The organism is Gammaproteobacteria bacterium, from assembly GCA_028819075.1.
Taxonomy (GTDB): Bacteria; Gemmatimonadota; Gemmatimonadetes; order Longimicrobiales; family Gaopeijiaceae; genus BD2-11.
The window spans coordinates 76,161-102,137 of record JAPPMM010000047.1 but is presented as its reverse complement, the minus strand read 5'-3'; the positions used below and the strand labels follow the sequence as shown (position 1 = coordinate 102,137).

19 protein-coding genes are annotated in these 25,977 nt (G+C 67.6%); 12 read left to right on the top strand and 7 right to left on the bottom strand.

Features of this window, described 5'->3' with window-relative positions; translation table 11 throughout:
* Positions 1 to 95 precede the first annotated feature (95 nt).
* A complete protein-coding gene (locus tag OXU32_12820; protein MDE0074832.1) occupies positions 96 to 374 on the top strand; it encodes a type II toxin-antitoxin system prevent-host-death family antitoxin in 279 nt (92 codons plus the stop codon).
* Between the two features lie 236 nt (positions 375 to 610).
* Here OXU32_12820 and OXU32_12815 read toward each other — a convergent pair whose 3' ends face one another.
* Positions 611 to 2,278: an amidase gene (locus OXU32_12815; protein ID MDE0074831.1), complete on the bottom strand. Its 1,668-nt coding sequence runs from the start codon at positions 2,276 to 2,278 to the stop codon at positions 611 to 613.
* A gap of 307 nt (positions 2,279 to 2,585) precedes the next feature.
* Here OXU32_12815 and OXU32_12810 point away from each other — a divergent pair, with 307 nt between their 5' ends.
* From OXU32_12810 to OXU32_12800, 3 genes are read left to right on the top strand one after another with little or no spacing between them, the layout of a single operon-like run.
* Complete coding sequence (locus OXU32_12810; GenBank protein MDE0074830.1) at positions 2,586 to 3,698, top strand: Rieske 2Fe-2S domain-containing protein; 1,113 nt, start codon at positions 2,586 to 2,588, stop codon at positions 3,696 to 3,698.
* A complete protein-coding gene (locus OXU32_12805; GenBank protein ID MDE0074829.1) occupies positions 3,695 to 3,862 on the top strand; it encodes a hypothetical protein in 168 nt (55 codons plus the stop codon). Before OXU32_12810 ends, OXU32_12805 begins: the two co-directional genes overlap by 4 nt.
* 25 nt (positions 3,863 to 3,887) lie before the next feature.
* A complete protein-coding gene (locus OXU32_12800; protein MDE0074828.1) occupies positions 3,888 to 5,099 on the top strand; it encodes an oxygenase MpaB family protein in 1,212 nt (403 codons plus the stop codon).
* A 419-nt stretch (positions 5,100 to 5,518) separates the two neighbouring features.
* On the opposite strand, the gene OXU32_12795 is transcribed toward OXU32_12800, so the two are convergent.
* Both OXU32_12795 and OXU32_12790 read right to left on the bottom strand, forming a co-directional pair.
* Complete coding sequence (locus tag OXU32_12795) at positions 5,519 to 6,550, bottom strand: spondin domain-containing protein (GenBank protein ID MDE0074827.1); 1,032 nt, start codon at positions 6,548 to 6,550, stop codon at positions 5,519 to 5,521.
* Positions 6,534 to 8,561 (bottom strand): cytochrome P450, encoded by a 2,028-nt coding sequence (locus OXU32_12790; GenBank protein ID MDE0074826.1) that lies wholly within the window; start codon positions 8,559 to 8,561, stop codon positions 6,534 to 6,536. Before OXU32_12790 ends, OXU32_12795 begins: the two co-directional genes overlap by 17 nt.
* A 255-nt stretch (positions 8,562 to 8,816) precedes the next feature.
* On the opposite strand from OXU32_12790, the gene OXU32_12785 reads away from it, so the two are divergent.
* Positions 8,817 to 11,999 (top strand): efflux RND transporter permease subunit, encoded by a 3,183-nt coding sequence (locus OXU32_12785; GenBank protein ID MDE0074825.1) that lies wholly within the window; start codon positions 8,817 to 8,819, stop codon positions 11,997 to 11,999.
* Here the strand turns inward: OXU32_12785 and OXU32_12780 are convergent.
* A complete protein-coding gene (locus OXU32_12780; protein ID MDE0074824.1) occupies positions 11,996 to 13,039 on the bottom strand; it encodes a class I SAM-dependent methyltransferase in 1,044 nt (347 codons plus the stop codon). The two genes, OXU32_12785 and OXU32_12780, sit on opposite strands and share 4 nt — an antisense overlap.
* A 75-nt stretch (positions 13,040 to 13,114) precedes the next feature.
* On the opposite strand from OXU32_12780, the gene OXU32_12775 reads away from it, so the two are divergent.
* The gene (locus OXU32_12775; GenBank protein ID MDE0074823.1) at positions 13,115 to 14,092 is read left to right on the top strand and encodes a transporter; all 978 of its coding nucleotides are present in this window, start codon (positions 13,115 to 13,117) and stop codon (positions 14,090 to 14,092) included.
* Positions 14,093 to 14,127: 35 nt separating this feature from the next.
* Here OXU32_12775 and OXU32_12770 read toward each other — a convergent pair whose 3' ends face one another.
* A complete protein-coding gene (locus OXU32_12770; protein ID MDE0074822.1) occupies positions 14,128 to 15,888 on the bottom strand; it encodes a purine/pyrimidine permease in 1,761 nt (586 codons plus the stop codon).
* A gap of 119 nt (positions 15,889 to 16,007) precedes the next feature.
* Positions 16,008 to 18,548, bottom strand: a complete 2,541-nt coding sequence (locus tag OXU32_12765) for a prolyl oligopeptidase family serine peptidase (protein ID MDE0074821.1) — start codon at positions 18,546 to 18,548, stop codon at positions 16,008 to 16,010.
* Positions 18,549 to 18,696: 148 nt separating this feature from the next.
* Between OXU32_12765 and OXU32_12760 the strand changes: the two genes are divergently transcribed.
* On the top strand, positions 18,697 to 19,791 hold the full coding sequence (locus OXU32_12760) for an NAD(P)/FAD-dependent oxidoreductase (protein ID MDE0074820.1): 1,095 nt from the start codon (positions 18,697 to 18,699) through the stop codon (positions 19,789 to 19,791).
* 32 nt (positions 19,792 to 19,823) lie between these two features.
* Here OXU32_12760 and OXU32_12755 read toward each other — a convergent pair whose 3' ends face one another.
* Positions 19,824 to 21,194 (bottom strand): Npt1/Npt2 family nucleotide transporter, encoded by a 1,371-nt coding sequence (locus OXU32_12755; GenBank protein MDE0074819.1) that lies wholly within the window; start codon positions 21,192 to 21,194, stop codon positions 19,824 to 19,826.
* A gap of 333 nt (positions 21,195 to 21,527) precedes the next feature.
* Here OXU32_12755 and OXU32_12750 point away from each other — a divergent pair, with 333 nt between their 5' ends.
* The 5 genes from OXU32_12750 to OXU32_12730 all read left to right on the top strand — a co-directional run bounded on the left by OXU32_12750 (position 21,528) and on the right by OXU32_12730 (position 25,941).
* A complete protein-coding gene (locus OXU32_12750; protein MDE0074818.1) occupies positions 21,528 to 22,706 on the top strand; it encodes a RidA family protein in 1,179 nt (392 codons plus the stop codon).
* A gap of 7 nt (positions 22,707 to 22,713) precedes the next feature.
* Positions 22,714 to 23,682, top strand: coding sequence for a Gfo/Idh/MocA family oxidoreductase (locus OXU32_12745; GenBank protein MDE0074817.1), 969 nt, complete (start codon positions 22,714 to 22,716; stop codon positions 23,680 to 23,682).
* Positions 23,682 to 25,250 (top strand): amidase family protein, encoded by a 1,569-nt coding sequence (locus OXU32_12740; protein MDE0074816.1) that lies wholly within the window; start codon positions 23,682 to 23,684, stop codon positions 25,248 to 25,250. The genes OXU32_12745 and OXU32_12740 overlap by 1 nt, the downstream gene beginning before the upstream one ends.
* Before the next feature lie 64 nt (positions 25,251 to 25,314).
* On the top strand, positions 25,315 to 25,548 hold the full coding sequence (locus tag OXU32_12735; GenBank protein ID MDE0074815.1) for a type II toxin-antitoxin system Phd/YefM family antitoxin: 234 nt from the start codon (positions 25,315 to 25,317) through the stop codon (positions 25,546 to 25,548).
* Between the two features lie 6 nt (positions 25,549 to 25,554).
* Complete coding sequence (locus OXU32_12730; GenBank protein MDE0074814.1) at positions 25,555 to 25,941, top strand: type II toxin-antitoxin system VapC family toxin; 387 nt, start codon at positions 25,555 to 25,557, stop codon at positions 25,939 to 25,941.
* The last annotated feature ends 36 nt before the right edge of the window (positions 25,942 to 25,977 follow it).

Genomic DNA, 25,977 nt, shown 5'->3' with positions numbered 1-25,977 from the left:
CTACGAGCCGGCGGTCGGGGCTGTTTCGGGGGTGGACAAGCCGTTGCGACGCGTGCCATACTGAATTTAGTACGAATAACATATGGAGACGCCACATGCACCGCACTCAGGACACCTACCCGCTGAGCCACTTCCGGCAGCGCACGGGAGAGCACCTCGAGCGGATCCGCGATGGCCGGGTTGAGACGATCACCCAGAACGGCCAGGCCGCGATGGTCGTGATGAGTCCAGAACGGTATGACTTCCTCGTTCACTCCGCCGAACGGGGTCACCTGTGGCGTGAAGCCATCCGAGCCTATAGGGCAGGTGAACGCGGCGTCCCGGCCAACGATGCGATCCACAGCCTGGCGGCTGAGTTCGGCGTGGAGCTTTGAGCTACTCCACACGAGAGCCCCGAGGGATGTCTACCCTCGAGGCTCCTACCTCAGCGTCTTGCTGCGCCCGAAGGCTTGTACAGTAGAGGACGACCTGAGGAATCAGGTGTCATAGGTCGTCAACGTCGGGCCAACGCGCAACGGTCCAACCTGATCCGCTTCCGCGTACGTCCAACCGGGAAAATCAAAAGCGCAACTTTCGTTTTTCCCGTTTGCAGGTCGTCAATCGCCTCCCCTCATACCCGCACCGTCGCCTGAAACGTCGGCGGCCGCCGCACGTTCGTCGCCTGCTCGAACGCGTACGCGAGCCGGATCAGCGTCGCCTCGCTCCAGGCGCGGCCACAGAGCGACATCCCGATCGGGAGCCCGTGGATGAACCCCATGGGCACCGACATGTTGGGATAGGCCGCCATGGCCGGGGGCGTCGAGCATCCGCCCCCACCTCCGCCCGACGCGTCGAGCGGGTCCTGCATGGCGGGAATCCCCGACGTGATCCCGACGAGCGCGTCCAACTGGTGCTCGTTCATCGCGCGGTCGATCCCCTCGTCGCGCGAGAGTCGATGGCTCGCTGCCAGCGCGTCGATGTAGCGCTGGTCGGTCAGCGGCCCGCGCTCCTGGGAGCGCACATGGAGTTCCTGCCCGTAGAGGGCCAGCTCCAGATCGGCGTTCGCCTCGTTGTACTCGATGAGTTCGGCGAGCGACTTGATCGGCGCGTCGGGGCCCAGCGAGGCGAGATAGGCGTTCAGATCCGCCTTGAACTCGTGGTACAGCACCTCCATCTCGTACTCGTTGCCGAAGCGGAGCTCCCCCGGGAGCGTGACCGGATCGACCACCGTCGCGCCCTCCGCGCGCATGACGTCGAGCGCCTCTTCGAACAGGGCGTCGACGCGGCTGTCGAAGCCGGCGTACTCGCGCAGGACGCCGACCCGGGCGCCGCTCAGGCCGGCGGGGTCCAGCGCACCGGTGTAGTCGGTGAGGAAGTTGCCCGCGCTCGCGGCGGTGAGCGGGTCGCGCGGATCCACGCCGACCATCGTCCCGAGCATGATTGTGGCGTCTCGCACGGTGCGCGCCATTGGGCCGGTGCTGTCCTGGCTGTGCGCGATGGGGATCACGCCGCCCCGGCTGTGCAGGCCGATCGTGGGCTTGATGCCGACCAGGCAGTTGCGCGAAGACGGGCCGACGATGGAGCCGTCGGTTTCCGAGCCGATCGTCGCGACCGCCAGGTTGGCCGCCGCGCCCGCCCCGGACCCGGAGCTCGACCCGCCCGGCGTCCGGTCGAGCGCGTAAGGGTTCTTGCAGAATCCGCCCCGGCCGCCGTCCCAGCCGCGGCCGCTCCAGCCCGACGCCCCGAACTCGAACGACTTCCAGCCCGCCCACTCGCTCATGTTCGCCTTGCCGAGCAGGAGCGCGCCCGCATCGCGCAGCCGCGCGGCCACGAAGGCGTCCTGCGGCGCGATCGACCCGGCCAGGGCCGTCGAGCCGGCGGTGGTCGTCATTCCGTCCGCCGTATCGATGTTGTCCTTTAACAGAAGGGGGATGCCGTGCAGCGGCCCCCGGGGCCCCGACGCCTGGAACTCGCGGTCGAGCGCGTCGGCGATCTCGAGGGCGTCCGGGTTCACCTCGAGCACCGCGAACAGCCGCGGCCCCTGCCGGTTCAGCGCCTCGATGCGGTCGAGGTACATCTCTGTGATCGAGCGGCAGGTGTACTCGCCCGTCCGCATGCCCTCGTGGACTTCGTCGATCGTGATCTCGTCGAGGGCGAAGTCCGGCACGCCGCCCGGGGTGCTCTCCTGCCCCGCGCCACCGGGCCCCGAACCAGCGTCGCCGCCCGGGGCGTCGCAGCCCCCGAGCGCGACCAGAGCGCCGGCTGCCGCGCCGGTGCCGAGAAACGTGCGTCGATTCATTTCGGACATGGGTCACCTCATACGGTCAAGCCGGTCTCGCGAGCCGCTTCCACAAGCGTAGCGGCTGAACATCCACGGTGAGTTCAGCGTGACGTTCAGGCAACATCTCCGCGGGTTATCCGGCCCGTCATTCGACAGGCAGATGAGAAATCGTCGCATTTCTACGGTATTTTGTCGCACGCTCATTTGCCAAACCGCTCCCGCGGCGCGACATTTGCAGAGTCCGTAACGGCGGAACAAGGCAGCAGTTAGCTCGAATCACATGAGCCCCGGTGCGATTATCGACCCTTCAGCAACCCGGAGCCGCATGATTACGAAAGCCAACGGGCGGATCCCGCGCCGCGTCGATCGACTTCCTCCGTTCCCGGAGGGGTGGTACTTCATCGCGACCCGCGACACCCTGCTGAAGGAAAAGCTCATCGAGAAGACCTGGATGGGCGAGCAGATCGTCGCCTGGTGCGACGGCGAGGGCCGCGTCTGCGTGGCGGACGCGTTCTGCCCCCATCTGGGCTCGCACCTGGGGCCGACGGCCGGCGGCACCATCCGGGACGGCTGCCTGGTGTGTCCCTTCCACGGGTTCACCTTCGATGCCACCGGCCAGTGCGTGGCCACGCCCAACGCCTCACCCCCCAGGGCCGCGAAGCTGAAGCTCTACGAGACCCGCGAGATCCTGGGCATGGTCTTCGCGTGGTATGGCGCCGGCGGGCGGGCGCCGCAGTGGGATCTGCCGGAGGAGCCCCCCACGGGCGCGGACTGGAGCGGGCTGCGTTCCGCCACCATGCGCTTCCGGGGCCATCCCCAGGAGACGACCGAGAACTCCGTGGACGTGGAGCACCTGGAGTACACGCACGGCTACCGGGATGTCGAACCGACCGCCTTTTCCATCGACGGCGCCTACCTGAAGAGCTGCTTCGAATTCAGGAACGTCCGCACCGTCGCGGGGCTGATCGACATCGTGTCCGAGGTATCGGCCGTCACCCACGTCCATGGTCTGGGATTCTCGTTCGTCGAGGTTCGCGAGAAGACGATCGGCATGGACTCGAGACTGTGGGTGCTTTCGACCCCGGTCGACGGCGAACTCGTCGAGTTGACGCTGGTCAGCCAGTCGCGCGAGGTCGCGAGGCCCGGGCGGTACGTCGTCGGGCTGGGGTTCCTGCCGAGGAAGCTCCGCAACAGGCTGATGAACCGCATCCTGATCTACGAGGAGCGGCGGTTCGTGGCGCAGGACGTGGTCATCTGGGAAAGGAAGCGCTACCAGTCCCCGCCGCGTCTCTGCCGGGCCGACGGACCCATCGGCAAGTACCGCCTGTATTGCCGTCAGTTCTATCCGCAATTAGCTCTAGAGCGACGGGGTGGTCCACGCCGCGCGTGGGCGGATCGAATTGGATCCGGGCATCTGCCGGAGGGGAACGGGACATGATGGAACCGCAGCGTATGGTGAACGTACTGATGATGGCGCATCACTTTACGCTCGAGGTGGCGCCGACGAGCTGCGAGCACCGGATCAGCCCCTTCCCGTCGATGAAGCCGAGCCAGAAGCTGGAGTTCCGCATCGCCGGGAAGGTGTGCGAGGTGCCCGTCTGAGACGCGGATTCTTCCTCGGAAGACGATGATCCGCCAGCCGCCGCCGCGAGCCGATTCGGGAGAGGATTTGGAAGTACCCGGTGCCTACGTCGCGGGATACGAGGCCGCCCGCCAGCACGATCCGGAGCTCGCGGAGGCCTACGTCCGCAACACGATGATCGGCGATCCGCTGGCGGATGCCGTCGTCCGGGATCTTTCGGACCTGGATCCCGGGGAACTGCACCAGACGCTGGCGCAGGCACTGGACAATCCCCACGAACCGCAGACGGGCGCCCCCGATTCCCTCGTCGCGTTCGTCGATTACTCGACCACCGTGCCCGACTGGTTCGACGCCGACATCGCCCGCATGGCCTCGCGCGCCTTTCTGCGAAACTCGGACATCGTCCTCGCGGCCCTGGTGGGCGGCAGCATCGTCGAAGGATTCTCCACCCTGATCAGCAAGTCGTTCCGGATCCGGGGACGGGTCACCAACTCGGGTGTGCGGCGCCTCAAGCAGAACGGGATGCAGCTCGTCGAGCAGTACCTGCCGGGGGGAATGGAGCCCGGAGGGGACGGATGGAGGCTCACCCTGCGCGTCCGGCTGGTGCACGCCCAGTCCCGATACCTGATCAACCAGTCCGATGAATGGGATCACGACCGGCTGGGAGAACCGATCAGCGCCGCGCACGTGCTCCTGGCCGGGGCGGCCTTCTCGGGCCGGCTGATGCGGCACGTGGCCACGCTCGGGGGCGACTTCAGCAGGGAGGAGCGGGAAGCCTACATCCACGTCTGGCGCTACACCGGGCTGCTCATGGGCATCCCGGAGGATCTCATCTTCGACGACGAAGCCTCGGCTTGCCGGGCGTTCGAGATCGGCTCCATGTGCGAACCTCCCGCGGACCTGGACGCGATCATCATGGCCAACAGCATCGTGAACAGCGCGCCCGTCATCATCGGTGTCACGGACCCCGCCGAGCGCCGGAAGATGGCCCGCGTCGTGACCCAGGCGTCGCGGGAGCTGATCGGCGAGGAGCTCGCCGATTCATTCCTGTTTCCCACCCGCAGGCGGAAGGTGATCCCCTGGATGCGGATTCAGAACCGGTCCCGGGGCGTCATCCGCAAGGTGCTTCCCCGTCTGGGGGCGAAGCAGGATCGCGCCCGGTTCGATGCCCTCATGGAGTTCGCCGGCTTCGAGAAGCTGAGGTACTCGTACCGGTTGCCGACCGCGCTGCACGACGAACAGTCGTCGGACTGGTAGCTCGGGCGCTGGCAGTCTGTCCGCCGGAAGGCGCGGGCGCTCGGATGTGGATTCGGGATGCGGGTGGGCCGGGACACCGCCGCTCATCGCAGGCGCCAGCCCACGGTGAGCCGGCGGGGTCGATCCTTGGATATTCTTCTGTCGGGACCCTCCGCAGCGTGTTGCAAACCGACAAATGCAACAAATCGTTGCGCATCCAATGATGCAACAAATCATTGCATTCTCCATGATGCAACAAATCGTTGCTTTCTCCAGAATGCAACACCGTGCGGAGGGGTGTGGACGGAGATGAAGACGCTCACCCGGCGGTCGGCTCAGCGCGGAACGCTGAAGATGCGCCTAGCCCCCGATGCGCCTAGCCCCCGATGCGCCTAACCCCGGATGCGCCTAGCCCCCGATGCGCCTAGCCCCCGATGCGCCTAGCCCCCGACTCGCGTGAACGTGAACGTTCCGATGGGCGCGTCCGAGAACGGGGTCATGCCGCGGAGGCTGCGGATGGGCCGTTTGGGCGAGGAGTCGGCGTTGGCGGAGGTGTAGGTGGTCCCGTCGTCGGTGCCCGAGTCGTAGGGATAGAGGGTGACCTGGAGTTCGTCCACCCACTGCCCCAGGTCGTCCATCAGCGACAGCGCGGAAACGCCCACGAACCAGTCCGGGCTCGGCGCGATCATGGTGACCAGGGTGACGAGGGGGTAGTCCCCCCGGACGACGACGCGGGAGATGGTCGTGCGGGCCGGGCTCGTGCTGAGTCCGGGTCCGCTGATCACGGAGTGGGCGGCGGCCGGGATGTGCGCGCGGATTTCCGACCTGAGCGTGCTGGTCCCTCCCGTCTCGGCCATGCTCTCGATGCCGGGGGTGGCCGTCTCGCCGCTCGCCCAGAAGCGGATGCCGTCGTTGTGCACCGCCCCGATGAGCGGCGAGAAGTGCGCGCCACCCGGGTAGTCGGTCGGGTGGGTGGCGGCGCTCCAGGTGGCGTTGAAGGCTACGCTGTAGACGGCCGAGTCGGGTGGGGCGGGGAGCTCTCCCGCGGCCGCGCGGATGTCGGTCGACACTCCTGCGGCCACCGACGCCGTGAGGGTCTGGGCGCCGGCCGCGTCGCCTAGCGTCCAGGTCGTGGCGGCCAGGCCGGCCGCGTCGGTGGCCGCGGTGGCGGGGTCGGCGGATCCGTGCCCGGCGGCGGCAGAGAAGGTCACGGTGGCGCCCGCGAACGGCGAGCCGCCCGCGTCGTCCACCCTCACCACCACGGCCTCGGCGAGCGTGCTGCCCGCCATCCCCTCCTGCCCGCCCCCCGACACGACCACAATGGCGGCGGGGGCGCGTGGCGGCTCCCCGGGCGGTTCGGTGCCGGAGTCGCCGCAGGCGGCCAGGGCCGCGACGACGGGGATGCTTCGGAGGAGGGGCGGCACGCCGTGGCTGTGGACGGAGGTGCGGGTGACCTCAGGACGGCAGCTCACGCACCTGCTCTGCGATGCGGAACTTGAGGTCCTTGCTCGGCTTCATCGACGGAAAGGGGCTGAACCGGAACTTGTAGTTCGCCGGGGACACCTGGATCGTGAAGTAGTGCGCGACCAAAAGGAGGTTGACGCCCAGTTGCAACCCCATCCACCGGGAGCCGAGGCACCTGTGCGTGCCCAGGCCATAGGGGGCGTACCCCGGGCTGCGGTGCTCATTGCGGGGATCCTTGTAGCGGTCGATATTGAAGGTGAAGGGGTCCGGGAAAACGTCGTCCATGAAGTGCGAGGCTGTCTGGGCGATGGCGACCCGCGTTCCAATCGGTATCTCGTAGTTCTCGACCACCCAGGTGTTCATCACGTTCCGCATGGACATCGGGACGATCGGGTACATCCGCAGGCATTCCTTGATGAAACGGTTGGTGACGTCCATCGCGGAAAGGTTGAGGTCGTCGCCACCCGGTTCGCCGTCTTCGAAGAAGACACCGGCCTCATCCCGGATTCTGGCATAGAGCTCAGGCTGTGACGCCATGGCATAGAGCGCGCAGTTGAATGCATCCCCGAGATACACGCTGGCAACCAGCGCGGCCGACAGGGCGAACCGCAGATTCGACTCCGGTACGAACTGTGGATCGCTCGCGTGCAGGCTCAGCCAGTCATCGGCAAGGCTGCGCGGGCAGCCGGCCCGCTGGGCGGGAGTATGGACGCTGTAGACCCGTTCCAGCAACGTCTCCACGGCCTGCGCCCGGCGCTTCATTCCCGGGGTCTTCAGCATGAACTTGGGAAGACCATTCAGGATGTGGACGTTGAGTGCGCGTTCCTTGAACACGATCAGATCGTCGATGATATCCTGCGAATCCACGCTCAACATGAGAGGAGAGATCTGGCTGTTGATCATGCGTCGGCAAAGGCGTCTTGCCGGGTAGGTGTCACCCACCGTCCAATCCGCCATGTATGCACGGGCCTGACGAAACAACTGGTCTCCCTGTCCTGCCAGCCTCGCGCGCGAGACGCCTGGCGCCATGGACTTGCGAAGCCGGAAGTGGTCTGCGCCATCGAGGGAGGGCAGGACTCCGGACGCACCATAGACTTGCTCGAAGTCGGCGAAATAGTCCCTGGCTCTCAGATATCTGCGCCCGTGCCGATTGACCCGGCGGTTTGTCCGCGGTCCGGCGAGGAAGATCATGGGTTGCGAGAACGGTGGCCGGAGCTCGAACACCGGGCCGTACTCCCTGGCCAGATCCGCGACGAGCGCGGGCAGGTTGCCACTGCGCAGGTGAGGATTCAACAGCAACTTGCGCAGCGGGACACGCGGAATCTGCTTCGCGAGGCGGGACCGCTGAACCACCGGGCCACCGAGGTTGGTCACCACCGCAGCCGCGATCGAGCGGCCGATCAGGTCCATCCTGCAGATGAACTCGATGCGCTCGTGGGCCTCGTCGTCCAGTTGGAATATGAAACGAAAGACATCACATGAGTTCACCAGACAGATGATGATGATGTCTCTCGGGTCGGGGATCTCCTCTGTGAAGATGACCTTGCCGATGCGCGTCCTGATGAACTGGCGTGCGGTGCCTTCCTCGGTGTCGCCGTACAGTTCCGTCTGCCAGACCCTGCGAGCCAGGGTCCAGAACTCGCCGTCGTGATGTTGCAGGATCTTGAGTTCAACCAGGCGGTCCAGCGTCAGATCGATGATCGACTCGGCACGGTGCGCGAGGTGCTCGATCCAGTACTGGGCGTTCCGCTGAACTTGCTCGTCTGCGATTTCCTTCAGAATGGGGTCCAGCGCGGGGTCGCCCGTTTCCGTCGCGTCCACCAGGAACAGTGACTCCATGTCCGTGTCGATGCGCGTCAGGAGCGAGAGTTCCGCGAGCACCGCGCCGATGACGGCGCAATGCAGCCGCCAGCCGGGCACCTGGTGGAAGTAGCCGTTTTCCTCGTTGAGGAGCATCAGGATGAGCTCCTCGGGCAGCGTCAGCGCCTGGGTGGAGACACTCTCTGTCGCAACAGCCAAACCCGAGCTTCCTCCAGCTAAGGTACACTTGAACATGAGCATAGCTTCATGGGCGCGGCTGCGTCAAACGGAATCTGTCGCGAGAAAGCGTCGTTGTGACGCAACACCCGACGATTCTTCGAGGGCCGATCCCCGGATCGCGTCCGCCGGCGGTATCGCGCGCACCGCGGGGTGCCTTGATGGTGCACGGCGAGTACCCAATGAGTATCCTGTCCGTGCGCGTCCCTCGTCCACACCCAGGCCGATCCAGCACAGATGAGTCGGAACTCGAACAACCACGGCGAACCGGGCGGCCCCATTGCCTATATGGCGACCAACGGCGTCGCCGCCAATCTGCTGATGTTCGGGATCATCGCAGCGGGTCTGGTGTCGCTGACCGGTCTCGAGCAGGAGGGATGGCCCGAGGTACCCTTCAACCAGTTCGAGATCTCCGTGCCCTTCCCCGGCGCAACCCCCGAGGAGGTGGAGGAGGCCATCGTCGTCAAGATCGAGGACCAGGTCAGGGGACTCGCCGATGTGAAGGCGGTCAGGTCCATAGCCGCCCCGGGGATGGCGTCCGTCAGGGTTGAAGTCAACTCCGGCACGGACATGGGAGCCAAGAAAGACGAGATCGAGTCGGCCATCGGGCGTATTCAGACGTTTCCGGGCGGAGCCGAGCGGCCCCAGATACGCGAGATGACCAACGCCCAGAGCATGATTCGCCTGGTCGTCTACGGCGACGTTCCCGAGCGCTCGCTGAAGGAACTCGCGTACCGGATCGAAGACGAACTCGCTGCGCTTCCCTCCGTCTCCCAGGTCGCGACCAGCGGAGTGCGCAACTACGAGGTTTCGATCGAGGTGCCGCTACAGCGTCTCAGGGCTCTCGGCCTGACCCTGACCGATATCGCGAACACGATTCGCAGTAACTCACTGGACCTGTCCGCGGGGAGCATCGACACCCGGGAGTCCCAGGTGCGGGTGCGCACCCTTGGCCAGAGCTACGACCAACAGGATTTCGAGGAAATCGTTCTCCTCAGCCGGGACGACGGCACGGTCGTGCGTCTGGGTGATGTCGCCGAGGTGCGCGACGGTTTCCAGGACTCCGATCTGATCGTGCGGCATCAGGGCCGGCCCGCCGTCTTCGTCGAGGTATCGCAGGCCGAGGGCGAAAGGGTCATGAGCGTGGCCCGTGCCGTCAAGGAGCATGTGGCGAACGAGGTGGTGCCTTCACTCCCCCCCGGCGGCGTGGGCGTGACCATCTGGAACGACGACTCCACCGCGTTCACGGAGCGGGCCGCCCTCCTCCTCAAGAACGGGGCTCTGGGGCTGCTGCTGGTGTTGATCGCGCTGGGCCTGTTTCTGGAAGTCCGACTGGCCTTCTGGGTAGCCGTCGGCCTTGGCGTTGCGGGGGTCGGCGCCCTGGCCGCCATGATGGTGTTCGACATCCCGATCCACGCTGTCTCGCTCTTCTCTTTCGTACTCGCCATCGGAATCATCGTGGACGATGCGATCGTTGTCGCCGAACATGTTCATCTGGAACGAATGCGAGGCTCGCCGGGCCCCGTGGCCGCCATCCGCGGTGCGCGGCGGATCAAGGTGCCGCTGATCTTCGCGGTGCTCACCACCATCGTTGCGTTCGTCCCCCTGCTCTTCATTCCCGCGGGGTTCGGAGAAGTCTGGAAGGCGCTGCCCATCATCGTGATCGCCATGCTGGTGATCTCACTGATCGAATCGCTGCTGGTGCTGCCCAACCACCTGTCGCACCATCTGCACGGCCCCGACTGGGCGCCCCGCACGGGCGCGGAACGGTTCGTCGCCCGCATCCAGGGTCGGGTCGACTCCCTGCTGAACAGTTTCATACAGGGCCCCCTGGATCACGGGATGCGGTTCGCGACCGATCGGCCCGGCGTGACGCTCTCCGCAGCCGTCGCCCTCTTCATACTCACCGTTTCCCTGCTGCCGGCCGGCATCGTGCCCACCACCTTCGCGACCGAGGTCGAGGGGGACTTCGTAACGGCCACCCTTCAGATGCCGGACGGAACCACCGCGCAGCAGACGGACGCGGTGGCACGGGAACTGGAGGCGGCCGGTCACCGGGTCATCCGGCGTCTTTCCGAGGGCCGGCCCGAAGATGCGTCCCCGCTTCTATCAGGCGTTACGGTTGTCGTCGGCCAGCGGTCGCGGATCGAGACCGGAGGTCTCAACCCCTCGCCCACCCTGAACCCCGAAGCCAACATCGCCACCATCGAGTTCAAGCTTCTGCCGGCGCAGCAGCGGCGCATCACGTCGGGAGAGGTCATGCAGGCCTGGCGCGAGGAGGTGGGCATCCTGCCCCAGGTGCGCGGGATCACCTTCATGAGCGAGATCTACACGCTGGGCAACCCGGTGGAAGCCGTGTTGTCCCATCCGGATCCGGAGCGTCTGGCCGCGATCGCATCGTCCGTGGTCGATGAGCTCCGTCGAGTGGGGGGTGTCTTTGACATTCGCTCGGACCACACGCCCGGCATCCCGGAAGTCCAGTTGGGACTGCTGCCCGAGGCACGCACCCTCGGCCTTACGCTCGACGCGCTTGCCCAGCAGACGAGAGCCGCCTTCTTTGGCGCGGAGGCCCTGCGGGTGCAGCGGGGACGCGACGAAGTCCGGGTCTACGTCCGGCTGCCCGAGGAGCAGCGCAACTCGATCACCGACGTCGAGAGCTACCTCGTCCGCACGGCAAACGGCGCCGAGGTGCCGGTGAGCCGTGTGGCTTCACTGAGTGCGGCCATGTCGCCGCCGGCCCTCAGTCGCCAGGACGGCCAGCGCGTCGCCACGGTCACTGCCGATGTAGACCCCAATGTGATTTCCGCCGGGGAAGCCAATGGCATCCTGGAGAACACCATCCTCGCGGGACTGGTCGATGCGAACCCTGACCTGACCTACACCTTTGGTGGCGAACAACAGCAGCAGATCGACTCTCTGGGTGCGCTCTACCGCGGTTTCGCGATCGCGTTGCTGATTATCTTCGCGCTGTTGGCCATTCCGCTGCGTTCCTATACCAAGCCGTTCATCATCATGGCCATCATCCCGTTCGGGTTCGTCGGCGTGATCCTGGGCCACTGGATCCTGGGAGTGGCGGTGAGCGCGGAGTCCTTTGTCGGGATATTCGGCCTGGCGGGCGTGGTGGTGAACGATTCCCTGGTCATGATGGACTTCATCGATCAGGAACTCGAGGAGGGCCTTCCGGCGCGCGAGGCGATCATCGAGGGGGCCAAGGGCCGTTTTCGTCCGATCATGCTGACTTCACTCACCACCTTCCTCGGCTTTACGCCGCTGATTCTCGAAGATGCCATTCAGGCGCAGTTCTTCGTTCCCTTCTCCGCCTCGATCGGGTGCGGCATCCTCTTTACCACGGCCATCCTGATGTTCCTGGTGCCCGCGCTTTCCTCGCTGCGCCTGCACTTGACCACCCGGGATGCCTAGCCCTGAAGAGGCTTGCGCGCCAGGAAGCAGTAGAGCGGCGTGAAGATCCCGGTCCTGCCGCCGGCGACATAGGCGTCTGCAGTCCGATCCATGAGTTCGACAACCTCCGCCGATCCCCTGGGGAACACCCGCAGCAACTCGGCCAGCCTGGATCCCCAGAAAAACATCCTGCGACCCATGGGAGCCTGGACGAGAGCGTTGCCGAGCCACCCGCGCCGGGCCTCCATGGGCTGATACCACGGCGTGGCCGGACCGGTCTCGTCGACAGCGAGGTCCGTCGCCTCCAGGATCTCGAATCCCGCGGTTTCGAGGGCCCCGTCCGTCTCCTCGAACGTTGCGATGTCCCGGAGCGCGATGCCGTGCATCAGTTCCCGCTTGATGGCCCGGTGGCGATCGTCGTCGGGGCTGTACTTTTCCGTCATGCACATTTCCTGGCCCCAGAAAAGGGCTCCGGGCTTCAGGACACGGTGGATTTCGGCAAACGCCCGTGCCTTGTCGGGAGCATGGCAGGTTGATTCGATTGCGTAGCCCCGATCGAAGGTCGCGTCCGCGATGGAGCTCATATTCATGAAGCTGCAAGCGAGGCAGTCGATCATGTGATCGAGCCCCGCCTCGGCATTCAGCGACCTTGCCCTGCTCAACTGGACATCACTGCTGTTGATTCCCAATACCCGGACACCGGCCTCGCGGGCGACGCGGCGCATTGGACCCCCGATCCCGCAACCGATGTCGACCACCGTCATGCCTTCACGCAGTTCCAGCTTGGCGATCATCTGCCGCTGGTGCCGGATCTTTGAGTCCTTCAGGCTCTCGCCGGGCGAAAGCGGCGCAAAATGCAGGGATTCTCCCCAACCGAAGACCATCAATTCGCTGCAAAGGTCGTAGTACTCCGTTACGGTCCGGGTGTGGTCGTAGTCGGCTGCGCGGCCATCAGCGGCGAACGCTCTGTCCGTCCATCCTTCGAAACCCCGCACGCGGCGGCTGACGTTCGTGTTGCCGAACGCGGCCTTCAGTCCCCTGGATAGTCGACGCAGATGCATGGCAGGTCCTGGAGAGGCACTGGCGTTAGAGTCGTCCGCAACAGTCGTTGGCGCGAACTAAAGTGGAGGCACACCGTGCCTGCAGGCAAGGGGGACGGCGATGGCGATGGGCGGGCGGCGCCGGGGCGGAGGAGTGCCGCGAGCCCTCTGGTTCCGCGAGGGGGCGCGTTCCGGTACGTTTCGCGTCCCAACTACCTGCGAGAGCTGCTGGAGATGACGACTCGACTGGTTCCCGGCGTTCTGCTCGCCGCCCTGGCGGTTGGCGCGATGCTCGGGCGCCCGGTGCATGGATCCGCACAGGAGCTGGCCAGGGCGCCGGCTGCCTCCCCGGCGTCCCGTTCCCTGTCCGCCGATCGCCCCGATTTCACGGAAGCGGCATCCACCGTGGGCCGGGGTGTTCTCCAGATCGAGTTCGGCTACACGTTCGGCGGAGACTGGTCCGGCGGCAATTCGGTCCAGACGCATACGCTGGGTGAACTGCTGCTGCGCGCGGGCGTTGCGGCGGACTGGCTGGAAGTCCGGGTGGCGGCCAGCCCGGTGACCCGCGTGAGCTCCGAGGGAAGCGGAGCCAGCGACAGCGGGATCGAGGACCTCTACCTGGGCGCCAAGGTCCAGCTCACCCAGCAGGCGGGCCGCCTTCCGGCGCTCGCGCTTCTGCCGCAGATGACCCTGCCCACGGGCAGCACGCTGTTCTCCGGCGGACGCGCGCTGCCGGGCGTGAACCTCGTCTACAGTTGGGATGCGCCCGGAGGACTCTCCCTGGCGGGCAGCACGCAGATCAACATGGCCGCCGGGGATGACGACGGCAGCTACGCCGAGTGGGCCCAGTCGGCGGTCGCGGGAGCCGGTCTCGGAACGCGCGGGGGCGTGTACGGCGAATGGTATGCGTTTCTGCCCACGGGGGCGGATGCCCCGCGGGAACACTACTTCAACGCGGGCCTGACCTGGCTCACAGCCGACGATTCCCAATGGGACATCCGGATCGGCGTCGGGTTGAACGAAGCCGCCGAGGACTTCTTCGCGGGCGTCGGGGCGGCCATCAGAATACGCTGAGCGGGGGCATTCTCATGGCCCGCCACGAGCGACGACTACGCCCCGGCCCGGGCCGGAACGGCGTCCACCCGCACCGTCACGATGTCGGCATCCTGGTACTTGTGGTGATGGACCGATGTCGCGAGATGGCGCAGGAGCCGCAGCGAGATCTCGTGCTCTCCGGGCTCCTCGGCGGCGCGTCCGCCGAGCACGGCCATGCGGTCCTCGATGTTGCCCTCGCCGCTGGCGGCCAGGAACTCCATCTCGACCCCGCCCGAGTCGGTGCGCGCGGTCAGGCGCAGGCGCCGCTGTTCGGCCGACGGCTTGCCCTCGCCCTGTTCGATGAGCAGCAGAAGCGTCTCCTCGGCGGCGTGCCCCAGCCGGAGCCCGGTCTCGGCCCCGAGGCGCTTGCGGCTGGCGAAGCTCTCCAGGAACTCCTGGATCTTCGGCAGCGACTGCACATCGAGCGTCGTCTGCATGCGCACGCGCCTCGGCCCGGTCAGCTCCATGAACGCCGTCAGCACGAGCGCCGTCAGGCCGCCGGCCGTCATGCCGTTGCCGAGCAACTGCTGCAGGAAGGGGTTCAGCGCCGCCGTCGAGATCTCGCCGCTCTGGCACCCGACCCCGACCCAGAACGAGACCCCCACGATCGTGGCCTTGCGGTAGTCCATGCCGTCCTGGAGGACGATCCGGGTCCCCAGCACGAACAGCACGGCGATGATCACCATGGCGTAGGCGCCGATCACGGGATCGGGGATGATGAGCAGCAGCGCCGTCAGCTTCGGAAGAAAGGCCAGCGCGCAGAAGATCAACCCGATGCAGATGCCGACCCGCCGTGCCGCGATCCCGGTGATCTCGACGATGGAGACGCTGCTCGAATAGGTGGTGTTGGGGACGGTGGCGAAGAGTCCTGAGAGCAGGTTGCCCAGGCCATCGGCCGCGACCGCTCCCTGGACCGCGCGGTAGTCCGTGGCCTGCGGCTCCCGCCACGACACCCGCTGGATCGCCACGGCGTCGCCCACGGTTTCGATCGCCCCCACGAGGGTGACGAAGGTGTAGCCGGGGAGGATCGCCCAGAAGGCGGCGCTGAAATCGAAACCCAGCCCCGGCCAGCCGGCAGCGGGCACGCCCACCCACGCGGCCTGCGCGAGCGCGGTGGTATCGATCAGGTCGAACGAGGCGGCGGCCACGCACCCGGCGGCGATGCCGATGATCGGCCCCCAGAGGCGAACCGGCCCGGTGAACTTGAGCATCACTGCGAGGGTTACGGCGAGGGTGGCCAGGACGGTGACGGGCGCCGCAAAGGGTGAGGCGCCGGGCGGGGCGTTGTCCTGAAAATCGAACAGGAAGGGCATCACGTTGACGGCGATCAGCATGATCACGGTCCCGGCGACCGTCGGCGTGATGATGCGGCGCAGAATGGAGAGGCGCCCGGCGAGGAGGAACTGGAAGAGCGACGAGGCGATCACGAGCGTCGTCAGCAGGGCAGGGCCCCCCTGCACCAGCGCGGCCACCGAGACGGCGATGAAGGCGCCCGAAGTGCCCATGATGAGGACGTATCCCGACCCCACGCGTCCCAGCCGGATGACCTGGACGATGCTGGTCAGACCGCTCACCATGAGCGCGCCGAACGCGCCCCAGGCGAGGTACGCATCACTGCTCTCGGCGCTCCGCAGCACGATGGCGACCGTGAGAACGACGCCTCCGAGCGCGAGGATGCTGTACTGAAGCGCGAGCCCGACCGCCAGCGGCCACGGCGGCCTCTCGTCGGGCTGGTAGCGAACGGTGGACCCGGACCCGGCTTCGTGCGATGCCATGCGGTTCTCCCTCCTCCCCGTAGTTTCCTGCCGGTTTGTTGGTGGCCGCCGCGGGCGATGCCCGGGCTCGGACCGCGGCCGATGGTCAAGCGTCGGCCGCGGTCATGGCCGGGATGTAGCTAGCGCGTCGATCCTCCTTCCGACACCGGCCGCGTCTCCGCTCCCTCGCCCTTCACGTACGTGTCGAACCAGTCGACCCAGCGCGCCCACATGTCGAGGTTGTTCTCGATGGCTCGCGGGGTGTGCGACTCGAACGGGTACTCGAAGAGCGCCGCCGTCTTCCCCAGCCCGGTGAGCGCCTGGATCATGCGCCGCGACTGGATGGGATAGGTGCCCGAGTTGTTGTCGTCGGCGCCGTGGTACAGGAGGAGCGGCGTGTTGATCTGGTCCGCCTTGAAGAATGGGGACATCTCCATGTAGACGTGGGGCGCCTCCCAGATGTCGCGCGGCTCGGCCTGGAAGCCCATCGGCGTGAGCGAGCGGTTGTACGCGCCGTCGCCGGCGATGCCCGCCCTGAAGAAGGGGGTGTGAGCCAGGAAGTTGGCGGTCGCGAAGGCCCCGTAGCTGTGGCCGCCGTGCCCGATCCGGTCCATGTCGATCACCCCGAGCCCATCGACCGCGCGCATCGCGGCGTACATCCCGTCGACCATATTTGAAATATAGTAGTCGTTATAGTTCTCGCCGACGATGGGAATATCCGGATATACGAGCGCGTATCCCTGGGTCAGCCATATGTCGGACCAGCGGAGCCAGGTCAGGCGGGTGTACGCGTTATGGTTGCGCGCGCGGATGGTGGCGTTGTTGAAGGCTTCCTCGCTCCTGTACTCGCGGGGATAGGTCCAGAAGATGGCCGGAACCCTGGTGCCCTCGACATAGTCGATGGGGAGCGAAACCCGGCCCTGGATCTCGAGGCCGTCGCCGCGGCGCGTGAACGCGAAGTCGATGCGGCGCGCGGCAGTGAGCTGGGGGAAGGGGTCAACGTTGCGGGTCAGATTCTCCATCTCGCCGCCCCCGGTCCAGAGATAGCTGTCGGGGAAGGTGTTCCTGCCCTCGCGGCTCACGATCATGCGCTCGAGGTCGCGGTCCAGCGGGACCAGCGGCCGGTCGAAGCTGTCGCGCGAGCCCTCGAAGAGCCGCTCGATGGATCCGTCGGCCAGGGAGACCCGGTCGACGAAGGGCTGGGGACGGAAGTCCTCCTTCAGGCCGCCGCCGCGCAGGTAGGCGCTCCCGCCGTCGGTGGACACCCAGGCATGGTCGAGCCCGTTGGCGGTACGCGCGGTGAGCAGGTCGCCGGGGAGCGAGACCGCGTCGGCGGGGTCGTGGAAGGGCACGATGATGTTGGCCCGGGCCCCGTCGTCCAGCGCGAAGTGGGCGAGAGCGCTCTCCCCGTCCCGGCGCACCGAGGCGAAGGCGTGGCGGCCGTCCAGCGAATACGTCACCTCGCTGATCGGGTCGTCGCTCGACGCCACCTCTTCCTCGTCGCCGTCGCCGAAGGGCGCGCGCAGCAGCATGATGCGGTCGGGACGCGGCGCGTCCGAGCCGGCGTCATCGTCGGGGGCGGCGCGATGCAGATACGCGACGCCGGCCCCATCCGGGCGCCACTGCCAGTCGCGCGGGCCGTCGCCCGAGCCGCCGCCGCGGCCTTCGCGCAGCTCCCGCTCTTCGAGGGTCGCCAGCACATCGCCGCTCTCGACGTCCAGCACCTCCGTCACGCGCGGGAAGCCGCTGTAGCTGGCGATGAAGGAGAAGGGCCGCTCGATGCGGGTGGCGATCAGGTGGCGTCCGTCGGGGCTGAGCGAGACCGATTCGTACATCCCCGCGTCCCCGATCGGGCGGGGAGACCGTCCGGGCGCCAGCTCGACGATCTGACTGCGCGTGTAGTACTCGAACAGGTCGGAGTCGTGGTCGCCCTCGAGCAGGAAGGGCATCGTGCGCGTGGGCGTGGCCTCCGAGCGGGTGTGCCGTATGGTGGGCCCGTCGGGCAGGGCGGGCGCGGGAGGTGCGGCGCCTCGGTCCGCCGGCTCCGCGAGGGTGATGATCGATCCGGCGGGCGTCCACTGGAGCATTTCGGACGGCGCCGATCCCTGGCCCCCCGACGAGGTGCCCAGGCTGGCGATCACGCGCGCGTCGCCCGCCGCGGTCACGCTGCCGTCCTCGGCCGACGCGATCCAGACTTCGGTCCGTTCCTCCAGGTGCGCGAGGAAGGCCAGCCGCCCGCCGTCCGGAGACCACATCAGGTCGCTCACGTAGATCCCGTCGGGCAGCTCGACATCCGTAAACGAGCGCTCGCTCAGCGAATAGAAGCGGAACCCGTAGAGCCCGTAGATGTCGAGGTGCCAGGGCCGGTCGGTGGCGGCCCGGAGCTCGAGCATGGCCAGGCGCAGGGTCTCCTCGCCCACCTCCGCGAGCGTCGACAGCTCGGTCGAGAGCGGAATGACGAAGCGGTCGCCGTCCGGGCTGACGTGGTCCAGGGTGGCGTAGTTGGGATCGGTCGCGAAGAGATCCTGGATGGCCTGGTCGGGGAGAATGTATCCCTGATCGATGTCGAGTCCGTCGCGGGAATCCTGGGCGAAGAGCGGCGATACCAGGCAGAAGTGCGCCAGGAACAGGCCGATCGGCAGTGTCCAGGTCGAAGGTCGAGGGCGTCTGTGCGGGTTCATGGTTGGCTCCTGGGAACGGGCGCCGGTGAGGCGGGATGGCGGATTCGGGCTGAAGGTGGCCCACGCGGCGAGGTCGCCGCAAGCCGTTTCAGGAACCCGGAACCCTCCGTGACATATCTTCTGTGGCGGTGTCGCGCCGGGCGCCGTGATGCATGATTCCGACGGCGTCGTTCGCAACGGGGGAGATGGCTTGCCGGAGAACTACGATGTAGTGGTGGCCGGGGCCGGCTTCGCGGGTCTCGCCTGCGCGCGCCAGGCGGCCCGGCGCGGCCTCTCGGTTCTGGTGCTCGAGCGGCAGTCCGGACCCGGCGCCCGCATCCACACCACCGGGATTCTCGTGCATGAGGCGTGGGCCGAATGGAAGGTGCCGGCCCCGCTGGTGCGGCGAATCAACCGGGTCAGGGTCTACACCCCCGCGCACGACCATATCGAGCTCGAGCGGAACGGGTACTTCTTCATGGCCACCGATACCGCCCGGCTCATGCGCCATCTGGCCCGGGAGACCCGGCGCGCGGGTGTCGAGATCCGGTTCGGACAAGGATACCGCGGCGTGACGCCGGGACGGGGTTCATTGCTGCTCCGGGGTTCCGGAGTCACCTGCCGATTCCTCGTCGGAGCCGATGGCGCGCGCTCCGCAGTGGCCGGGAGCTTCGGCCTCGACCGCAACCGCCGTCTCCTGAAGGGGGTCGAGTGGGAATTCGAGCCCGTGGACGGCGTCGCCGACTGCCTGCACTGCTTCATCGATCCCGAGTTTGCCCCGGGGTACATCGGGTGGGTGGTGCCGGGGGTGGCGACGACGCAGGTCGGGCTGGCGCTTCACCGCGACCGGCAGGCCGACCTGCCCGGTTTCGTCGCAAGGCTCGACCCGCTCTTCGGGCTGTCGCGGAAAACGGTGGTGGAGAAGCGGGGCGGCATGATCCCCTTCGGAGGACTGCTTCGCAACTTCTACGGGGAACGGGTGATGCTCATCGGGGACGCGGCCGGAATGGTGTCGCCGCTGACGGCCGGGGGCATCCACCACGCCTGGCGGTTCGGGAAGATCGCCGGAGACGCCCTGGCGGACCATCTCGCGGGCGGGGCGCATCCCGGTCCGGTGGTGCGGCGCGCATACCCGAAACCGGTCTGGAAGCACGCCGCCCGCTGGGGCTACGACCGCCTTCCGGTGGCGCGGGCGCTCGAGGCCGGGCTGCTCACCCGGAGCATGTTCCGAAAGGTGGCGGCGAAGGTGTTCTTCGGGCTGTAGCCGGGCCCCGCCATGCTGCGGTCCGCGGGCTGCTACTCCCCGATCCGCCTGGCCTGCGCCCGCCCCATCCCGATTGAGAGCGCGATCCAGATGCCAGCCAGCGGCACGGTCGACGCCGCCACCAGCGCCAGCGTCATGCCGAGGGCGGCGAAGGTGGCGTCGATCCCGGCGCCCGTCGCATCCCCGGCGCGATACAGGAACACGTCGACCACGGGCTTCGCCTTGTACTTCTCGGAGGGAGTGACGACGCTGAACAGCGTCTCCCGCGAGGGCCGTGAGATGGCGTAACGGGTCGCCCGGTGCACTGCCTGGAAGATCAGGATGACGCCGTACAGGGGCCACACCGCCAGCACCGCGAATCCGGCGACCGTCACCAGCGGCAGGATGGCGAGCGTCCAGCCCACGCCCAGCTTCCTGATGATACGCGTCGTGATGAAGATCTGGGTCAGCAGGGTCGCGAACTGGGCCAGGAAGTCGAAGTTGGCGAAGCTCTCCACCCGCTGGCTGAAGGTGTCGGTGGCCTGCTGGATGATGTTGGCCTGGGTGAAGTAGATCATGGTGTTGGAGATGGCCATGAACACCACCCAGAGCCCGACCCCCAGCAGGTACGGGGAGGCCACCACCGCCTTGGCGCCCTCCCAGAAGGTGCCGCCGATTCGGGTGCTGCCGTCGGGCGCGGCGATGTCGCGGCGACCTTTCGGGAGCGCCTCCAGGCGGGACGCGCGCGACCGGAGGGCCATCCGATCCAGCCACAGCACCGTCGCGATCGCGATGCAGTAGCAGGCGCAGGCGAGCAGCATGAGCCCGGCGGGCAGGTAGGACGACTCGGTCATCCCGCTGATGATGCTGGTGGCTTCGGCCCCGGCCAGCGCCCCCAGGGTGCCGCCGATGCCGATGAAGGCGAACATCCTCTTCCCCTGGTCCACGTCGAAGATGTCGACCATGAAGGCCCAGAAGAGGCTGGTGGTGAAAAGGTTGATCACCGTCAGCCAAACGAAGAAGGTGTAGCCCACGCCGCGTGCGAGGGCGGTTTCGGTATCGGTGCCGATGAGCCCGCCGCCGGCGCGCACGTCCTGGATGATCAGCCCCGAGAAGACGAACAGGCAGGCGATCACGAAGAGAAATGCCACGGGGATGAAGCGGCGCCGGTTCATGCGCGCCACCACTCCGCCGAAGGCCAGCACCGCCAGCAGCGAGACCATCGAGGTGACGACGAAGAGCCAGCGCAGTTCGTCCATGCCGCGCGCGACGCCCATGGCTTCGCGCACCGGCCGCAGGAAGAAGTATCCGCAGAGAACGAAGAAGAAGAAGATCGCGGAGAGGACGGCGAGAGGGAGCTCCCCTCGTTCCATGTTGAGGAGGCGCGCCGCGATGCCCTGATCCTGCGTCGTCGAGTCTGCCATGCGCCCCCCGATGCTCCGCGACGGTGCCGCCTCGCACCGTGCCTCGTCGACAAGACGAAGCACGCCGGGAGGCCTGGATGGCCCTCCCGGAAGGCCCGGGCGGTGATTGGGGTTCGATGTAGGGAGGGTGCCGGATCAAGTCAAGCCGACGGGCGTCCTCGCACGGGGTGTCGCCATGTGTGAATGGGGCATCTCCGCGAGGGCTCAGGCTACCCCGAAAGGGCGCATTCATGGGCCGTTGGGACGACTTCGGCCGAGTCCCTTTGCGCGCGCGCCCGCTGCGGCTACCATCAGGACTGCGAGCCTTCCATCGCCCATCCCGGAGGTCACCCGATGAAGCTTTCCACCCCGCGCCTTCTCCACGTCCGGAGCCCTCGATCGCGCGTCCGCGCCGGACCCGCGAGCCCTCTCCCAATCGTCCTGCTGGCCCTTCCGCTCGCCCTTTCGTGCGCGCCTGCGGCCTCCGCGCAGGCGCCCGAACTCGTGTTCCTTTCCAACATCACGGGGACCACGGACGGCGACCGCGCCATCACCACCATCGAGGAGCAGACCACGGCCACGCTGGATGCCCTGGGGGCGGAGCTCGCCGGGCACGGGCTCGGATACGAGGACGTCGTCGCCGTCAACGTCTTCCTGCGGGACACACGTCATTTCCAGGGGATGAACGGCGTCTATCGCACCTATTTCACGGAGAATGCGCCCACGCGCGCGACCGTGAGGGCAGACCTGCCCGACGTGGGCGCGCTGATTCAGATCTCGGCGGTGGCCACCCCGGACGACACCGAGGTCATTTCTCCATCGGGGCTGCAGTCGCCGGCGCTGCCCTACTCGTGGGGGATCAGGGCGGGCGATGTTCTGTTCATCGCGGGGGCCACGAGCCGCGATCCCGACACTTACCAGCCGGTGCCGGGCGACGTGCAGGTGCAGACCCGGCGCGTGTTCGGCAACATCGGGATGATTCTCGAGTCGGCGGGCATGGACTACGGGGACCTGGTCAGCTGTCAGGTCTTCCTCGACGACGTGCGTCTCTGGGGCGACATGAACGAGGCCTACCGCGAGTTCGTGACCGCGGACGATCCGCCGGCCCGTGCAGCGGTGCGCGGCGGGCTCATGAACTCCGACTTCCTGGTCGAGATCCAGTGCGTCGCGGAGGCCTCCGACGCGCGCGCGGTGGTTCGTCCCGCCGGACAGGGCCCCGGGCGGGCGCCGCTTTCGCCGGCGATCGATACGGGCGAGCGGCTGTGGCTGTCGGGCATGCTGGCGGCGGGCGAGGACATTCCCGCGGAGACGCGCAACACGCTGAACAGGTTGAATGCAACATTGGAAGCGGCCGGGTTGGATTTTTCCGACGTGGCCAACGTCTGGGTGTACCTCACGGACGTGCGCGACGCGGAAACGGTGCTGGAGGTTCTGGGCGAAGTGATGCCTGACGGGGCCCCGGAGCCGACCGTGGCGGGCCTGCCGCTCGTGGGGCGCCTCGGCGTGGAGATCCAGATGATGGCGGTCCGCTGACATGGGCATGAAGCCGAAGCCCCTCAGCGTTGCCTTGCTGGGCACCGGCCGCATCTCCGAGACCCAGTTGGCGCCGGCTCTGGCCTCGGCCTCCGGGCTTCGTCTGTGGAGCGTGCTGAGCCGGGACCGCGGACGGGCCGCCGACTTCGCGCGACGCCATCGGGCGAGGTCGCGCGAGCCGGGCTACGACCGCCTGGACGAAGTGCTGGCCGATCCGGGGCTCGACGCCGTGCTGATCGCGACGCCGGACGCCCTGCACGCCGACCAGGCGCTGGCGGCCATCGCGGCGGGCAAGCACGTCTTCGTGGAGAAGCCGATGGTGACCTCCTCGGCCGACGGCCGACGGGTGGTTGAGGCCGCCGCAGCCGCGGGCGTGACCGTGGGGGTCGCCTACCACCTGCGCTGGCACGGGGGTCACCGCGCCATGGAGCGTCTCGTCAGGGGAGGGGCGCTCGGGGCACTGCGGCACATGCGGGTGCAGTGGACCTGGCCCGCGCCCGACGACTCCAACTGGCGCGCGGGGTCGGATGTAGGCCGCTGGTGGAGCCTCGCCGGGGTGGGCACCCACTGCCTCGACATGGTCCGCTGGTTCATGGTGCCGGGCTGCGGCGAGGTCGTGGAAGTGCGGTCCGCTACCAGCAACGCGGTGTGGGGCGGGCCCCGCGACGAGACCGCCCTTGTGGCGCTGACCTTCGAGTCGGGGGCCACCGCGGAGTTCTGCTCCTCGGTGCAGTTCGAGTCGCCCTCACGGGTGGAGGTCTACGGCGACCAAGGGTACGTCATCGGCAACCACACCCTGGGACCGCGGGGCGCGGGGACGGTCTTCACCAGGGCCGGGATGGTGCCCTACGTAGTCCAGAACCCCTATGTGGGCGAGCTCGCGGACTTTGCCGCGGCGGTGCGCAACGGACGCCCCCCGGCGGTCGACGCGCGCGAGGGCCTCCGAAACGTGGAACTGCTGGAGGAGATCAACTGATGGCTCGACGATCCCATACGACGGCCGCCGCTCTGGCGGCCGCGCTGGCCATGACCACCTGCGACGTCCCCGCCCCAGCCCCCATCGACGTGGTGGAGGCCACCATCGCGGGCGTGCAGGAGGCGATCTTCTCGGGCGCGACCACCTGCCGCCTGGTGGTCGAGGCCCACCTCGACCGCATCGAGGCCTACGAGGAGCGCATCAACGCGATCACGGTGGTGAACCCGGCCGCCCTCGACCGCGCCGACGAGCTGGACGCGGCGCTGGCCGCCGGCGAGGAGCCGGCCCCCCTCTTCTGCGTGCCCGTGCTGGTGAAGGACAACTTCGACACCCACGACATGGTGACCACGGCCGGCTCGATCGGGCTCGCCGAAAGCGTGCCGCCCGACGACGCGTTCATGGTTCGCCGCATCCGCGAGGAGGGCGCCATCGTGGTGGCCAAGACCAACATGGCCGAGTGGGCCTTCAGCCCGCGCCAGTCGGTGAGCTCGTCGTTCGACACCACCCGCAACGCCTACGCGCTGGACCGCGTTCCGGCCGGGTCGAGCGGGGGCACCGCCTCGGGGGTGGCGGCCAGCTTCGGCCTGATCGGGCTCGGAAGCGATACCGGCAACTCCATCCGCGGCCCCTCGTCGCGCCTGGCGCTGGTGGGCATCCGTTCGACCATCGGCCTCACCAGCCGGGACGGCGTGGTGCCGCTCGCCTTCGACCGCGACATCGCCGGTCCCATGGGGCGCAGCGTGGAGGACGTGGCCCGGCTCTTCAACGCGGTTGCGGGCTACGACCCGGCCGATCCCTACACCGAGGCCGGGCGGGGGCGCAAGGAGGACGACTACACCAGCTTCCTCGACCCGAACGGCCTCGAGGGCGCGCGCATCGGGGTCCTGCGCGCCCTGGTCGATACCGAAGACGCGGACGAGGAGGTCGTCGCCGTCTTCGAGAACGCCCTGGGGGAGCTGGCCGGGCTCGGCGCCGAGATCGTCGATCCCCTCGGCTTCGATCTGCAGGCTCAACTGGAGCGCGAGGGCATGTCCTGCCGCCGCTTCCGGTACGACATGTACGTCTACCTGCAGTCGCTGGGAGACGCGGCCCCGTTCACCGACGTGCTGGCCGTGCTCGAGACGGGGGAGTTCGGGGGCGACGCGGAGAGCGGGCTGCGCCGTTCGGAGGGCATGCCGCTGGACGTCCCCCCGGCCGAGTGGGATCCGCCCTGTCCCGACTACCTCGACAACGAGCAGCGGCAGGGCTACCTGGCCGACCTGACCGAGGCCATGGATGCCGCCGGAGTGGACGCCGTCGTCTACCCCACCTGGCTCAGCCCGCCCGCGCACATCGACCGCGGCAACGAGGAGTACAGCGGCGACAACAGCCAGCGGGTCGCGCCCGCCACCGGGATGCCCGCCATCACCGTGCCCATGGGGTTCACCGAGGGCACGCACCCGGCGGGACTGCAGATCCTCGCCCGCCCGTACGACGAAGGCCTGCTCTTCCGCCTCGCCTACGCGTACGAGCAGGGGACGCACCATCGGCGCGCGCCGCCGGGCTTCCCGGAGCTCGGGCCTCCTTGACCCTGGCGGGATCGCCAGTTAGTCATGATTATGACTAATCCATACCCGTACGGGGAGAAGGGCAATGGTTGCCGTTAACGTGCACGAAGCCAAGACGCATCTGTCCCGGCTGTTGGCGAGGGTGGAAGAGGGCGAGGAAGTCGTGATTGCGCGGAATGGCAAGCCGGTCGCCAGGCTCGTTGCGCACCGGAGCGGAAGGGGCAGACGACGCTTCGGCGCCCTTCGGGGGCGGCTCGTCGTTGATGACCGCTTCTTCGATCCCCTGCCGGAGTCCGAGCTGGCGTCGTGGGAGTCCTGACGACCCTTGCGGATTCTCCTCGATACGCATGCGTTCCTGTGGTGGCTCGCCGGGAGCGACAGGATGTCCCAGACCGCGCGGATCGCGGTCGCCGAACCGGCCAACGCCATCCTGGTCAGTGCCGCATCGGCCTGGGAGATTACCACCAAGCACCGCCTGGGCAGGCTGCCGGGAGCCGATGTGGTCGCGGCCGATGTCCAGGCTTCCATCGAAGACCAGGGCTTTCAGCAGCTCCCGATCACGGTTGCGCACGCCGAACGTGCGGGGAGACTTCCCGGTCTCCACCGGGATCCGTTCGACCGCATGCTGATCGCCCAGTCTCTCGCCCACGATCTCCCGCTCGTTTCCATCGAGTCACTCTTCGACGGATATGGCATACGGCGCATCTGGTAGCAGCGCCCACCAGCGGTCCGGAAGGTTGAGGTGAGC